The 14840-nt window shown below is 30.8% G+C and carries 13 protein-coding genes and 1 tRNA gene; 6 read left to right on the forward strand and 8 right to left on the reverse strand.

The window, feature by feature from the left end:
* Positions 1 to 405: 405 nt before the first annotated feature.
* Entirely contained in the window at positions 406 to 882 is a 477-nt protein-coding gene (locus LPC16_RS03170) for an NAD(P)H-quinone oxidoreductase subunit N (RefSeq protein ID WP_229637689.1), read from the forward strand.
* A gap of 202 nt (positions 883 to 1084) precedes the next feature.
* On the opposite strand, the gene recR is transcribed toward LPC16_RS03170, so the two are convergent.
* Both recR and LPC16_RS03180 read right to left on the reverse strand, forming a co-directional pair.
* Positions 1085 to 1678: a recombination mediator RecR gene (gene recR, locus LPC16_RS03175; RefSeq protein ID WP_040054126.1), complete on the reverse strand. Its 594-nt coding sequence runs from the start codon at positions 1676 to 1678 to the stop codon at positions 1085 to 1087.
* A gap of 94 nt (positions 1679 to 1772) precedes the next feature.
* Entirely contained in the window at positions 1773 to 2525 is a 753-nt protein-coding gene (locus LPC16_RS03180; protein WP_229637691.1) for a hypothetical protein, read from the reverse strand.
* A gap of 838 nt (positions 2526 to 3363) precedes the next feature.
* Between LPC16_RS03180 and LPC16_RS03185 the strand changes: the two genes are divergently transcribed.
* Complete coding sequence (locus tag LPC16_RS03185; RefSeq protein WP_040054128.1) at positions 3364 to 3909, forward strand: YqeG family HAD IIIA-type phosphatase; 546 nt, start codon at positions 3364 to 3366, stop codon at positions 3907 to 3909.
* 143 nt (positions 3910 to 4052) lie between these two features.
* Complete coding sequence (locus LPC16_RS03190) at positions 4053 to 5693, forward strand: ABC transporter ATP-binding protein (protein ID WP_229636765.1); 1641 nt, start codon at positions 4053 to 4055, stop codon at positions 5691 to 5693.
* 233 nt (positions 5694 to 5926) lie between these two features.
* On the opposite strand, the gene LPC16_RS03195 is transcribed toward LPC16_RS03190, so the two are convergent.
* The 5 genes from LPC16_RS03195 to gorA all read right to left on the reverse strand — a co-directional run bounded on the left by LPC16_RS03195 (position 5927) and on the right by gorA (position 9745).
* Positions 5927 to 5999, reverse strand: a tRNA-Thr gene (locus LPC16_RS03195).
* A 324-nt stretch (positions 6000 to 6323) separates the two neighbouring features.
* Positions 6324 to 6605, reverse strand: a complete 282-nt coding sequence (gene minE / locus LPC16_RS03200) for a cell division topological specificity factor MinE (protein WP_229637712.1) — start codon at positions 6603 to 6605, stop codon at positions 6324 to 6326.
* Between the two features lie 30 nt (positions 6606 to 6635).
* Complete coding sequence (gene minD / locus LPC16_RS03205; RefSeq protein ID WP_229636766.1) at positions 6636 to 7433, reverse strand: septum site-determining protein MinD; 798 nt, start codon at positions 7431 to 7433, stop codon at positions 6636 to 6638.
* Positions 7434 to 7470: 37 nt separating this feature from the next.
* Positions 7471 to 8292 carry a septum site-determining protein MinC gene (minC, locus tag LPC16_RS03210; protein WP_229636767.1) on the reverse strand — a complete coding sequence of 274 codons (822 nt, stop codon included), beginning with the start codon at positions 8290 to 8292 and terminating at the stop codon, positions 7471 to 7473.
* Between the two features lie 100 nt (positions 8293 to 8392).
* Positions 8393 to 9745: a glutathione-disulfide reductase gene (gene gorA / locus LPC16_RS03215; protein WP_040054133.1), complete on the reverse strand. Its 1353-nt coding sequence runs from the start codon at positions 9743 to 9745 to the stop codon at positions 8393 to 8395.
* A 392-nt stretch (positions 9746 to 10137) separates the two neighbouring features.
* Between gorA and LPC16_RS03220 the strand changes: the two genes are divergently transcribed.
* The 3 genes from LPC16_RS03220 (at position 10138) to ppk1 (ending at position 14132) form a co-directional block, all read left to right on the forward strand.
* Positions 10138 to 10689, forward strand: coding sequence for a photosystem I assembly protein Ycf4 (locus LPC16_RS03220; protein ID WP_040054134.1), 552 nt, complete (start codon positions 10138 to 10140; stop codon positions 10687 to 10689).
* A gap of 98 nt (positions 10690 to 10787) precedes the next feature.
* Complete coding sequence (locus LPC16_RS03225; RefSeq protein ID WP_229636768.1) at positions 10788 to 11522, forward strand: peptidylprolyl isomerase; 735 nt, start codon at positions 10788 to 10790, stop codon at positions 11520 to 11522.
* A 450-nt stretch (positions 11523 to 11972) separates the two neighbouring features.
* The gene (gene ppk1, locus LPC16_RS03230; RefSeq protein WP_229636769.1) at positions 11973 to 14132 is read left to right on the forward strand and encodes a polyphosphate kinase 1; all 2160 of its coding nucleotides are present in this window, start codon (positions 11973 to 11975) and stop codon (positions 14130 to 14132) included.
* Positions 14133 to 14157: 25 nt separating this feature from the next.
* Here ppk1 and plsY read toward each other — a convergent pair whose 3' ends face one another.
* The gene (plsY, locus tag LPC16_RS03235; RefSeq protein WP_229636770.1) at positions 14158 to 14808 is read right to left on the reverse strand and encodes a glycerol-3-phosphate 1-O-acyltransferase PlsY; all 651 of its coding nucleotides are present in this window, start codon (positions 14806 to 14808) and stop codon (positions 14158 to 14160) included.
* Positions 14809 to 14840: the final 32 nt, after the last annotated feature.

A 14840-nucleotide genomic window follows, 5' to 3' on the forward strand; every position in this document is an offset into this window, starting at 1 on the left:
TCTTTATTTTTATTATTAAAAAATATATTATTGTCTAATAAAATATTTTGTACATATTAAAATAGCATGCTTTTAAAGAGATTTAACATTACTAATTCATAGTAAATCTTCTCAAATGACTTTGTCTGTAAAGTAAATTAATTTTAAATATAATTTTTTATCAAATTTAATTGTAAAAATTAGAACAGTTAAAAACTAACAATAATCTTTTATAATTAGAAATTATTTTTGTATCTAAAACTAAAATATTTGTTGAGAAATAAGAAATATAAAAGAAAAATTAGAATACAAGAAAGCAAAAACCGAACATAATAGAGCCTTTGTTCCAGTTAAGCTTTTTACTTAAAACAACCCTTCTTTTATAATCAAATAAAGGCTTATTAGATTCAACTCTTTATTAATAACATGGCACTGCTTACTACAGGGAAAGGTTTTATTCGTGACTTAGAAAAGTCAGGTGCACTTGGAATATTCACTCCTTTGGAGGGAGGATCAGAGGGGCGTTATCAAAGACGTCTACGACTCAACGGATATGAAAGTTTTTCTTTTACTGCAAAAGGACTTGGAGATATAGAAGCTTATCTTACAAAAGTTCATGGAGTATCTACTCCTCATTTAGGTAAAAAAAACATTGGTCAACAAGCTGCAGTAGGTCCAATATGTTTTGTTCCTCCAATTGCTACCTATAGACTGGACAACTTACCTTCAGAATGTAAAGGATTAATTTTATGGATTGTAGAAGGTCATGTCTTTTCTAGAGATGAATTAGAGTATTTAATAAACTTACCTCATCAAGAACCTCGAATTAAAATCGTTGTTGAACTAGGAGGTGAACGTTATTTTCGCTGGGAATCTTTAGAAAAGATTGTTCAGACAGCTTAATAAATATTAAGGAATTGCAATTTTTTAGTTATCCGAGAATGCAATTCCTTGACCACATTGTTAAAAATTGACTCTTAAAAACTTTAAAGAACTACTATATTAAATAATAAACGTTTAATTATTCAATACCAATACTGTTTAGAAAAATATCTAATGATCAGATATTTTTCTATTGTTTACTTCACATAATTCTCTAATTTTATTAATTTAATTCTTGTCGCCCAGCTAAAGCTCTTGCCAAAGTTATTTCGTCTGTATATTCTAAGTCTCCGCCTACAGGTAAACCGAAAGCAATACGCGTCACTTTTGTAAAAGCTTTAAGTACCTGACAAAGATATAAAGTCATAGTTTCCCCTTCAACTGTTGGACTAATCGCTAAAATTACTTCTTCTATATTTTCCTGAGATACACGTTTCACTAGTGGTGCAATATTTAGCTGTTCTGGTCCAATACCATCTATAGGAGACATAATTCCTCCTAATACATGATACATTCCTTTATATTCTCTAGTTTTTTCTAGAGCAATAATATCTCGGGATTCAGCCACAACACAAATAAGCCCTGAATTTCGGTTTGTATTACTACAAATATCACAAATAGGTTGTTCTGAAAAATGAAAACATTTTATACATAAACCTATACGTTGCTTCGCATTTATTAAAGCTTTAGCAAGAGCTTGAACTTCAGATTCAGGTAGTTTGAGAATATAAAAAGCTAATCTTTGTGCTGTTTTTGGACCAATTCCTGGTAAACGTTGCAATTTTTCAATTAAACGAGCTAGAGGAGGTGTGAAAATAAGAAATAACTCCCAACTTAATAAATTATATATACATATATGAAGCCCTAAGATAGCTGATGATAGAATTGAACTATCGTAAATTATTATTCTACTAATTTAAATTTTTAATCTTATCAGCTTTAATGTCCAATTTTGTATTTCCTTTTGTATATTGATTCTCATCATTAATTAGTTTAATAGGTCTTTTATAACGAGGTATTTTTTGTGTTGGTACTTCAAGATCTTTATCCCATCCCCAGCAGTTTCGTGAAGGAATAAATTTGAAAATTCCTTGAATAAACCAACGAGGAGGCATTTTATTTTTTGAAATTTTAGGATTAAATCTAAAAGGTACTGCCTCATCTTCTCGTCTCATCAGGACTGGAAGATGAGATGCCTTAAATTTTCCTTTAGGATCGTGAGCATTCTCATTTCGATATACAGAAATAACCGGAGTTCGAATCTGTGGAACAAATTGCCAAACTCCTTTAAATTTGAACATTCCTGGTTCTTCTCCCCAAGAATTTTGTTCTTCCCAAGCAGCAACTTGAAAATAAATTTGAGGTTCTTTACGAGGTATCATCAGGAACTTAGGATAAACACGCAAAAATAATGTTTGGTCATGATTGGAAGATATTTGCTTAAGCCAAGCTTGGTATTTATAACCAGCAATAAATAACTTATAACATTTTTCTCCTAAACGAATAAAAAAATGACCTTCTTCATCTTGTTCAGGCTTCCCTTTAAGGGTTCCAATAGCTTGAAAAAGGATAGGATTTTCTTTAACTTCAAGTTTAGGTACTGAAGTTTCTTTAGATTTAGTAGGTTTTGAGATCCCAGCAGCAAGTTCTTCAGGGACGGACATTTTTACGTTTCCCAATAGTTTTTTGTGATTTATCTAGCTAAATTTATCTAAATAATAAACTCCCAGATACAATAAGTCTAGGGGTGTTATAGTTATAGCCTTTGCCATAATTATTCTACACAAATCGTTTAAAAAAGTGCTCTAACTAAAGAATGCATTTAGGTTTAATAAGAGCTAAAGGTAAAAAATGTTCTTTTTTAAGTTACAGACGTCCAAAAAATAGATTAAAGTAAACATTAAGTACTAACTGTGAAGTTAAGTTTGCCTATTAATAATACGAATTTTGAAAAATTAAATAAACGAATTAGAACTAAGCTTTATACTAGATATCACACGCTGATATTTATAAAGTAAAATAGTATAGTTAGGTGAACTACTGAAAATGGTAAGATCAAAGAATTTTGAAGTATGATTTGTCCAAGAGACTTTAAATCGTTAGCAAAAAATATTTGCCATACTTAAAATAAGTACCCCTGCACAATTTAGTTATGTTTATCTAAGTATAAATATATGCGCAAATAATATTAAAAGTGTGTAGTACAATGTTAAAGATATATTGATTTTACAACTTTCAAATTTCTTAGAATAATATTTTTCGTTAAGGATTTTCAGAAACTAAATCATAAACTAAATGAAAATAAAAATTTGAATATTTCATATATAGTATCTAAGAAATTATATTTTTTGTTATTTATAATAATTGTTTAATAAAGTTGTATCACAGATTCAATATAAAGAATATTAAGAGTTGCTTAACATAAAATTTGTATATACAGTTTTTCAATTGAACTATTTGTTATAGTCCATTAAGTTAAATTCACTATTTACTAACTGATATATGTTTAATATAAAACTTTTACAACCTGATTTAATTCTAGGTGATACAGTTCTTGGTTTGACACAGGAAGTGCTTGATCAGTATAAAATCAAAGGACTAATTTTAGATGTTGATGAAACTTTAGTTCCTCTGAAAAAATCTTCTGTTTCAGAAGAACTAATATATTGGATAAACCACATTAAAATAAGAACTCCTATCTGGTTAGTTAGTAATAATCTTAGTAAAAATCGTATTAGTTATATTGCTGATACATTAGACTTACCTTATCTATTAGGAGCTGTTAAACCATCTAGAAGAAAACTTCGCAAGGCAATTAGTGCAATGAATTTACCAGTAACGCAAGTTGCTATGGTAGGTGACAGACTGTTTACAGATGTTTTGGCCGGAAATCGTTTGGGAATGTTTACGATTTTAGTAAATCCTATTATTACTAGTAAGTCTCATCCTATTCAAGATTTAGAAGTTTGGATATCTCAAAAATTAGGAGTATCTTTTACATCTTCAGAATATAAGTTTGTGAAGAAGACCAGGAAAACTAATCATTGAGGATTAAATAGAATTTTAAATTAATTTAATGTTTGATAAATTTTAAACTCTTTTGTCATACACTAGAGCTATATTTTAATAAAGGTTTATGAGCTTATTTAGAATAATTTCATCTTTAAATTAACCTTATAAAATCTCTAGCGATGAATAATAATATTTTATTTTGCATTGAAGAATTATCTATTCAGTATCCTAATAGCAATACTCGAACAGTAAATGATATTTCTTTTAACTTATATGAAGGAGAAAGAATTGGACTGATAGGAGAATCTGGATCTGGTAAATCAACTATAGGAAAAGCTATGTTGAATCTCTTACCAGATATGACTAAGATTGAAGGAACTATTAAATTTCGGAATAAATCAATTTTTAGTTTGAACTCTAAGCAGCTAAGACATTTAAGGGGAGAGTTAGTTGGCTTGGTTTTTCAAGATCCTATGAGTCGTTTTAATCCAATAATGACTATTGGTGAACATTGTATTGAAACTTTACAAGTTCATAATTATAAGATATCTTACCAAGCCGCAAAAAAAATTGCTATAGATATTTTAGCAAAAGTAAAAGTTAATCTTATTTGCTGGAAACAATATCCCCATGAGCTAAGTGGAGGAATGCGACAAAGAGTAGCTATAGCAATGGTCTTATTACTAAATCCTAAAATCATAATTGCTGATGAACCGACAACTGCTCTAGATGCTACCGTGGCTAATGAGATATTAGAGGAATTAGTTTATTTATGTCAAGAAAGAAATATGGGACTATTACTAATCTCTCATAACTTAGCTATGGTAAGTAAGTATTGCAATCGTTTAGCCATCATGAAAGATGGCAAGTTATTAGAAATAGGAAAAATATCAAATATATTAAATCACCCTCAGCATGATTATACAAAGTCATTGTTAAAAATAGCTTTACATACACAAAGAGAAGAAAACTATATAAGTATCGAAGTTGATAAACAAAATAAAATAGAAATAAAGCCTTTACTAGCCATTAAAAATTTAAAACAGCACTTTATCGTAGATCAAAATTTAATTCAAAGTTTTTTCTTAAAAAAAACGCAAACTATTAAAGCTGTGGATAACATCAGCCTTCAGGTTTTTCCTGGAGATTCTCTAGGATTAATAGGTGAATCTGGTTGTGGTAAAAGTACATTGTCTAGAACTATATTGCAGTTACTAAAAGCTACATCGGGAAATATTAACTTTAGGGGACAAGATTTAACGCAGCTTTCTAGCAAAGAAATGCGTTTTCAACGACGTCACTTACAAATGATTTTTCAAGATCCGCAGGCTTCTCTAAACCCTTTGATGACAATTGGAGAAAGTATTTCTGAACCTTTAATCATTCATAATCTAGCGACTAAAAAGCAAGCACAGAATCAAGCATATGAAATGTTGGAGATAGTAAAATTAAGTCCAGCAAATTATTATTATTATCGTTATCCTGAAGAGCTCTCAGGAGGACAGCAGCAGAGAGTTGCTATTGCTAGAGCACTTATTACAAAACCTAGTTTAGTTATTTGCGACGAGCCTGTCAGTATGCTTGATGTCTGTGTTCAAGAGCAAATACTTAATTTAATGTCTGAATTGAAAGATGAATTTAAACTAACATATCTTTTCATAACACACGATCTATTGGTTGCCCGTTCTTTTTGTAATAAAATAGCTGTTATGAAACAGGGTAAAATACTAGAAATAAATGATACTAAAAATATTTTTAGGTATCCTAAGCATCCTTATACAGTAAAGCTCTTAAAATCTATACCTCTATTATTATCATAAAAAATTACTATCTTTATTGACTTTTCTCAGCTCATATTAGCAGTAATTTTTAATAAATGAAGTATTGATTTCAGCAGACATTACATTATATGGTTTCTCTTATTATAAATAAAAACCATATAAATGTTTTAGGCTTATATCGTAAATTAAAGTAAAATCATGAATGTAATTTGTTGCGGCTGTTAGTATCTTATAATTAATTGTTTTGGAGAGTGTATACACTATCTATTGGAAGCCACGTATCGGATTTGAACCGACGGCCCCATCATTACGAGTGATGTGCTCTACCAGCTGAGCTAACGTGGCTTAAACATGTATTACTATATCATATTCAAGAAATTAAGCTACTTAAGAAATATAGATAGTTGTATGAATGTCATAGTTCGTAACTTAATAATAAAAGAATCAAAAACTATTAATGAAGATATATATTATTTGAAATTTGTAGATCTAATCACTATATAGATAATTATTGATACATATAAATTCTTTATAAGTATCAATAGATGAGGTTCTCTAAGCCTAAAATTATTGCTGATACGATTAAATATGAGGAAAAATAACTTATCATAATTAGTTATTTTTCTACATTAATTGAGATATCTTAGCTTTTATTTTGTTATTTATTTCTTAACCAATCTTTGTAGTATCTCTTTTTACTCTACGGATAGGAAGATTAGCTATTAAAGCTGTCATTCGCTGGTCGCTTTCTAAAGAAAACTCCATTTGTTCAGAATCAATATCTACATAACGTTTTACTACTGCTAATATGTCAGCTCTCATAGCTTCTACCATTTCTGGGTTCAGATCTGCACGATCATGCGCTAGGATAAATTTTAGACGATTTTTAGCATCATCTCCACTTTTGAGAGAATTTTTCCAGGGAAATATTTTTTCGAGTAAATCAATAATCATGACTATAATTTAAATATTATAAAACTTTTACTTTTTGAAAAAACTAATTAAACGACCAAACAGGTTATCATCGACTGCCATAAAATCAAGAAAAGGAACATTTTTTCCATTTAATCGTTCTGCAATATTGACAAAAGCTGTCGCAGGTAAAGAATGGTTTTCTTCTAGTACTAAAGGTTCTCCCTTATTTGTTGAAATAATGATCTTTTCATCGTCTGGTACTATACCTAACAGAGGAACTACTAGTAAATCCAGAATATCTTCAACTGCAATCATTTGATTAGATTGAATCATTTTAGGCTTAATTCGGTTCACTATTAGATGAATCTTTTGAATATCTTCACTCTCCAAGAGCCCTACTACTCTGTCAGCATCTCGAACTGCAGCCATCTCGGGAGTAGTAACTATTATAGCCTCATGTGCAGGAGAAATAGCGTTTCGAAAGCCCATTTCTATTCCTGCTGGACAATCGATAAGAATAAAATCAAATTTTTTGTCTAATTCAGCTACTAATTTTTTCATATCATCGGGACATATAGCTTCTTTAGTGCGATTCTGAGCTGCTGGAAGTAACATTAGATTGGGTTGGCGTTTATCTTTGACTAAGGCTTTGTCTATAGTGCACTGTCCTCCTAAAACATCAACAGCAGTATAAACTACCCTTTGCTCTAATCCTAGAAGTAAGTCTAAATTTCTCAAACCAAAATCTGCATCAACTAAGACAATTTTAAATCCTAAATAAGCTATTGCTGATCCCAAATTGGCGGTAATAGTAGTTTTACCAACGCCTCCCTTTCCAGAAGTAATTACAATTACACGACTCATGATTAAAAACTCTACTATATAGTATGAAATATTTATTTTACATGGCTAAGGATTTTTTTTCAGTCCATTTTTCTTCTTTATTAGCGAAGATATGAGTTTTATTGAAATTAATAGCTGATTTTAAATGTATACCTTCTTTACTTAAGTAGGCTACTTCAGGTTCTAAAAATTCTGGAATACTTGAGGGAGGGCGAGCAACAGATGTTCCTATACGAAGTTGTGTAGGTTGCATTTTAAGCGCCATAACACAAAACTCTGAGTCACCTTGTGCACCTGCGTGAGCAATACCACGTAAACATCCCCATATGATGATATCACCATCAGCAATTATTTCCCCTCCTGGATTAACATCTCCTTGAATAATAATTGTTCCCGGATGACGAATAACCATACCAGAGCGGATAGTTGTTTTTAAATATAAAGGTTCATTTAGGGCACCATTTTGGGTATTTTTTATAGAGGAAAATTTTTTATAAGGAATTTCCTGTTCAACAGAATAGCCTATAGTAGCAGCAGTTACAGCTGTTTGACGACGACTAGTGAAAATATGAGTTAGATGCAATTCTAAGGCCTCTAGAATTTTACCTATACTATGAAATTGACGACTATCAAGTAAACGATTTTTTGCTATTAAACGCACTTCAGTTCCAGATTTCCAAGTTCCCTTGTGATGTTTTAAACAACATTTTAGATCTTGTAAATGCTCTGTCCAATCTTTATCTTTTTTACTGGGTTCAAGATCTGGTAATATCAAATATAACTTTTCTCCTATTCTTTGTAAATGAACTTGAGAATACATCTTAATATCAGAAAGGAATGGTTCAGTATTTGCTTGAGAAGTAATGTTCTTAGAACTCATACAATTAACTCTTTAAAAATATTAAGCATCAGCTTAACATTAACTGATGCTTAACTTAATGGTTTTTAAGATGATAAATATGCTTTAATCTGGCTGTAGCTTAACGCATAGTAACAAATTCTTCGGCAGATGTCGGGTGAATCCCAACTGTAGCATCAAAATTTGATTTTGTAGCACCTGCTTTAATTGCAATGGCTATACCTTGAATGATTTCAGAAGCATAATTACCGACCATATGTGCCCCTATTACGCGATCACTATCTCGATGAACAACTAACTTCATCAAAGTTTTTTCTTCCCTTTCTGGTAAAACATAGTACATTGGACGGAATTGACTCTTATAAACTTTTATTCCACTTTCTCCATACTGTTCCCTAGCTTCAAGTTCTGTTAAACCAACAGTAGCAGCCTCTGGAGTACTGAAAATTGCAGAGGGAACATTTTCATAGTTCATGATTCTCGGATTTTGACCAAAATGAGAATCTGCAAATAATCTGCCCTCGTTAATAGCAACAGGAGTTAAGTTAATACGATTAGTGCAATCTCCTACTGCATAAATATTTGATTGTTTTGTGCAGCTATATTTATCAACAACTATGGCTCCTTTATTAATTTCAATATCAATATTTTCCAAGCCTAAATTATCCAAATTAGGTTTACGCCCAGTTGCTGCTAGTCCGATGGTATCTGCTAAGACTATTTCATTATTCTTGTTACCTTTTGTAGAAATTTTTAAACCTTGAGGTGTTTTTTCGATACTAGTAACTTCAGAATTTTTAAGAATTTGAATACCATGATTTTCCATAGATTTCTGAATAGTTAATCTAAGATCATCATCAAATCCTCGTAGTATTTTATCGCGTCTAATAATTTGAATTACTTCTGACCCTAAACCACGCATAATGCAAGCGAACTCTACACCTATATAGCCACCACCCCAAATAACAATACGTTTAGGTTGTTCAGGAAGAGTAAATATTTGGTCAGAAGTAATTGTATGTTCAATACCTGGAATATTAGGCTTAACGGGATACCCTCCGACTGCAATTAAGATCTTCTCTGCAGTAACTTTATTTTCTCCTACTTCTACAGTGTGATTATCAATAAACTTTCCACGACCTTGAAAAATTTTAACTTTTGAAGTATCCAACATTTTTTGATAGATACCATTTAACCGTTTTGTCTCTTTCCCAATAGCTGTAGTCATTTTAGACCAATTTAGAACACTTGATACAGTACTCCATCCATATCCTTGAGATTCAATAAATAACTCAGGAAAGTGAGAAGTGTAAACCATTAGCTTTTTAGGAATACATCCACGATTTACACATGTTCCACCTAAACGATCATATTCTGCTAAGCCAACCTTGGCCCCATATTCTGCAGCTCGTCTGGCAGTCGCTATACCTCCTGAGCCTGCACCAATAACAAATAAATCAAAGTCATATCCCATGGTGATATTCATCTCCTAAAACAGTAGGATGTTGGAAATTTTCTAATATTATTTCTTATCTATCTTATCCTTTACAGGGACGATTTTTAACAATTTATTGATATATAACTAAGTATTATCAACATTAAGAAAAAATAGAAAACTATCACGCTAAGAATAACGTAGAAATTTAATCAATACTAGGTCATAAAATTTTTTAGTCTAACAAAAATCTAGTATTATTTTTGAATTTTAATGATTCTATGGAAAGTATTGTTATACGTTATTAAACGTACTTTATTGGCAATAAACTATAGTATATGAAGCTATATCTTTTTAAAACTCATATTAAAATATAAATAGCATATCTTAATAATCGTAAGTTATACTGTTGTTTTCACTAAAAAATTGACATGGTAAGCGATAAACTTATTTTCTATCAGAACGTTCTTGGTTCTCGCCGCTTGAGTAACTTCTTTTGGGCACTAGTGACCATGATAGGTGGCGTAGGTTTTCTTTTGGCTGGACTTTCTAGTTATTTAAACATAAATTTATTAATTGTTAGCGACATATCATCTCTTCAATTTATTCCACAAGGTATTGCCTTGATGTTCTATGGAATCACAGGTTCGCTATTATCTTTATATCAATGGTTTATGATTTTTTTGAATATTGGTAGTGGTTATAATGAATTTAATAAAGAAACCAACGTGGCAACTATTTTCCGTTGGGGTTTTCCTGGCAAAAATCGTCGCATTGAATTTATTTGTCCCCTAGAAGATGTGAAGGCAATTCGAGCAGAAATTAGAGATGGAATAAATACAAAACGTAAACTTTATCTTAAAGTTAAAAACAAACGAGATATTCCTTTAACTCGCATTGGACAACCTATATCTCTCTCCGATTTAGAAAACCAAGCAGCAGAACTAGCAAGTTTTTTATCAGTTCCTCTCGAAGGAATTTGATTGTAAATAATCAAATATATGATTGTTAAATCTCAAAAAAGTTTTTATTTGCTCTCTCTGTAAAAAACTTCTAAAAATTTTGATATTCGAAAAATTATATGAGAAAACTAGAAAAAACTTACTTAAGAGCTTTTTTTAATATCATGTTTGTTAGCAATCTTATTCTTACAGGATGTAGTGAAATATCTAATGATTACAATGGTTTAGAGTCTAAAAACGAAATTGCTAATATTCAACAAATGAATCAAATCAGTATGGATCAATATACACCTAGACTTGAAAATACTGCAATTGTTCAACTAGATATTAATGGCTCTCCTGTAATCATTGAGGTTAACGGTCAGGATGCACCGATTACGGCAGGAAATTTTATAGATTTAGTAGAACGTGGTTTCTATAATGGTCTAGTTTTTCATCGTGTAATAAAAGATCCGACACCTTTCGTTGCTCAAGGTGGCGACCCTGATGGGACAGGAATGGGGGGCTTTATAGACTCAAAAACTAAACAGAGAAGATATATTCCTTTAGAAATTAAATTAGAAAATGACGAAAAGCCTGTTTACAACCAATCTTTGGGAATTCAGGGTTCAGTATCTCCCAAATCAGTAGTTTTAAAACATAAAAGAGGTGCAATAGCTATGGCCCGCTCAGCTATGCCTAACTCTGCATCTTCTCAATTTTATATTGCTTTATCAGATTTGGATTTTCTAAATGGAGATTATGCTGTCTTCGGTAAAGTAATTGAAGGAATGAATATAGTTGATAATATTGATGAAGGTGATCGTATCAACTCTGCGTATGTGACTTCTGGTCTAGAAAACTTTAAGAAATAAAGTCGGCCTATAAAAACACAGTGATTTTGTTGGTTAATCTAACAATTGATTTAAAAAAAACTGCATTATATTAAAAATATGTTTAATGTAACATTTTACAATTTATTCTCATACAAGTCATATTTAGATGTATTATCTAAAATTTGAGTATAAGTTAAATACTAAAGGTAAGAAAGTTAAGTGTCTTAAATACTAACTTCTTTAATAAAAAAATCATTCTAACTAAAAATAAATTATCAATCTATATATAAAATATTAGACATTTTATACTATTGTTATAGGCTGTGCTTACATTCTTGAGAACCATCACAATATTCATAGTTGCATGTTCTAGTATTAGAACATTATCTTTTTTATAAATTTTATGTGTAAGTTTATAATACTTATATCTTCATTCCTTATTATTATTTTTCAAATTTAATTCATGCTATATTATAATTGTTTACAATTATGACACAGACAAAATCTGTTGATTTAACAATTAATCTTAAAGATAATAAATATTATTTCAATCGCGAATTAAGCTGGTTAGAATTTAATTATCGTGTTCTAAATGAAGCTTTAGCTGCTTGTACACCTTTGCTAGAAAGACTCAAGTTTACTGCTATTTTTAGTTCTAATCTTGATGAATTTTTTATGGTACGTATAGCAGGATTAAAACAGCAAATTCAGGCGGGAGTGACTAAATTAACTTTCGATGGATGTACTCCTTTAGAACAATTAGTAGCTATTAGCGAACGTCTTCATTCCTTAATCAAAGAACAAGATTATCTATTTGAATACACTTTAAGAAATCTCTTAGCTGTTCAGGGAATTCGTCTAGTAAATTATATAGATCTTGATCAAAAACAACGTAAATATTTACATCAATATTTTGATATAAATATTTTTCCAGTTTTGACTCCCTTGGCAGTTGATACATCACATCCTTTCCCATATATTTCCAACTTAAGTTTAAACTTGGGTGTCGTAATATGTAATCCTGAAACAAAAGAAGAACATTTTGCACGAGTAAAAGTTCCTAGTGTACTACCGCGTTTTATAGCCCTTCCTCAAAAACTTTATAGTCAAACAGATAGTAAACCTATAGTTTGGCAAGGTATTCCACTAGAACAGGTCATCGCCCATAATCTTGAAGCTCTATTTCCTGGAATGATAGTACAAGAATGTTATCCTTTTAGGGTCACTAGAAATGCAGATTTATCAGTTGAAGAAGATGAAGCAGATGATTTATTATTAGCTATTGAGGAAGAGTTAAGAAAACGTAATATTGGTAGATCTGCAGTACGTCTAGAAATTCATGCTTCGACTCCTAAATTAATTAGGCAAAAATTAGTTGAAGATTTAGAACTAGAAGAAATAGACGTATATGATATTCAAGGGTTGTTAGGTTTAAAAGACCTATTGTATTTTTTATCTTTTCCTTATCCAAAACTTAAATATGAAAGCTGGAACTCTATTATTCCAAAAGCCTTAAATAAAGTTAAGAGAATTATTAGTAATAATAATAACAAAAAACTTGAATCTAAGAAACAAAATATTTTTTCCTTAATTCGTCAATCGGATATCTTAGTTCATCATCCTTATCAATCTTTTAGCGCTTCTGTAGAGCAATTCGTTACTCAAGCTGCCTATGATCCAGATGTTTTAACTATTAAGATGACCCTATATAGAACTTCAGGTGATTCTCCTATCATTGAGGCATTAATTGCAGCGGCAGCAAATGAAAAGCAGGTAGTTACCTTGATAGAGTTAAAAGCTAGATTTGATGAAGAAAATAATATTATCTGGGCTCGTCGTCTCGAGCAATCGGGAGTTCATGTGGTTTATGGTTTAGTAGGGTTGAAAACTCATACTAAAATTGCTTTAATTGTTCGAAAAGAGGAAGAAAAAATTCGCCGTTACGCTCATATAGGTACTGGAAACTATAACTCTAAAACAGCTAATTTGTACACAGACTTAGGATTATTTAGTTGTCGTGAAGAATTAGGCGCAGATTTAACGGATTTGTTTAACTTTTTAACAGGCTATTCATGCCAAAAACTTTATCGTAAATTATTAGTAGCACCAGTTAATATGCGTAATCGGATACTATCAATGATTAATAGAGAAGTTGAGCATTGTCAGAAAGGAGGTAAAGGCCATATAGTTGCGAAAATGAATTCATTAGTAGATCCAGAGATTATTGAAGCTCTCTATCTAGCATCTCAAGTTGGAGTTAAGATTGACTTGATTATTAGAGGAATTTGTTGTCTAAGGCCTGGAATTGAAGGAATAAGTAGCAATATTAAAGTTATTAGTATAATAGGACGTTTTTTAGAGCATTCACGAATTTTCTACTTATATAACGGAGGTAGAAAAGAGGTTTATATAGGCAGTGCAGACTGGATGACACGCAATTTTGTTCGTCGAGTAGAAGCTATAACTCTTGTCGATGATCTTAAAATCTCTTGTGAATTAGAAGAGATACTAAGAGTAATGCTAGGAGATAATTGCCAAGCTTGGGAGTTAAAATCTAGTGGTAATTATGTACGACGTTTTCCTATAAATGGTAATTACAAAAAAAACTCTCAAAAAATATTTATGAAAATGGCATTGGAATCTTTATAAATAAAATAGCTGCTAAAAATCATTACTATAACTGATCTTTATTTTGTGATTTACTACCAATTTTAGGTTCTGTACCCTTCAAAATACGCACTATATTGTCTTGGTGTCGATAGATCACATATATCCCTATACTAATTATAAATAAACAATAAGATAGAGGTTGGTTCAATAAAATAGTTAATAAATTAGCTATTAAAACCCCTACAATAGAACTAATTGAAACAATACGAAATATAAATAATGTAATTAGGAAACCTGCTAGCGTACCTAATGCAATTATAGGATTTAAAACTAGTAAAACTCCTAAACTAGAAGCTACAGATTTACCGCCAGTAAAGTTTAAGAATATGGATTTACTATGGCCGAGAATAACAGCACTTCCTCCCAAAACCATTAACCAGGAACTCCATTCTGGATTAAGAATATTTGATGGAATACTAGAAATTATAAGCTTAGTTGTTAATACTCCTAACATAGCTTTTGAAATATCTAACAATAAGACTGTAATGGCCGCTTTCTTACCAAAAGTTCTTAATACGTTAGTAGCTCCTGTGGACCCTGAACCACAATTACGAATATCAATTTTTTTTAAATATAGTCCTATTAAATAGCCTGTAGGAAAAGAGCCAAAAATGTAGCAGATCAAAAATATGAATATTAGAATTAAAAAGTACATAAGTTGGTGAATTATTTATTAATTTAAGAGAA

The organism is cyanobacterium endosymbiont of Braarudosphaera bigelowii (assembly GCF_020885515.1).
Taxonomy (GTDB): domain Bacteria; phylum Cyanobacteriota; class Cyanobacteriia; order Cyanobacteriales; family Microcystaceae; genus Atelocyanobacterium; species Atelocyanobacterium thalassa_A.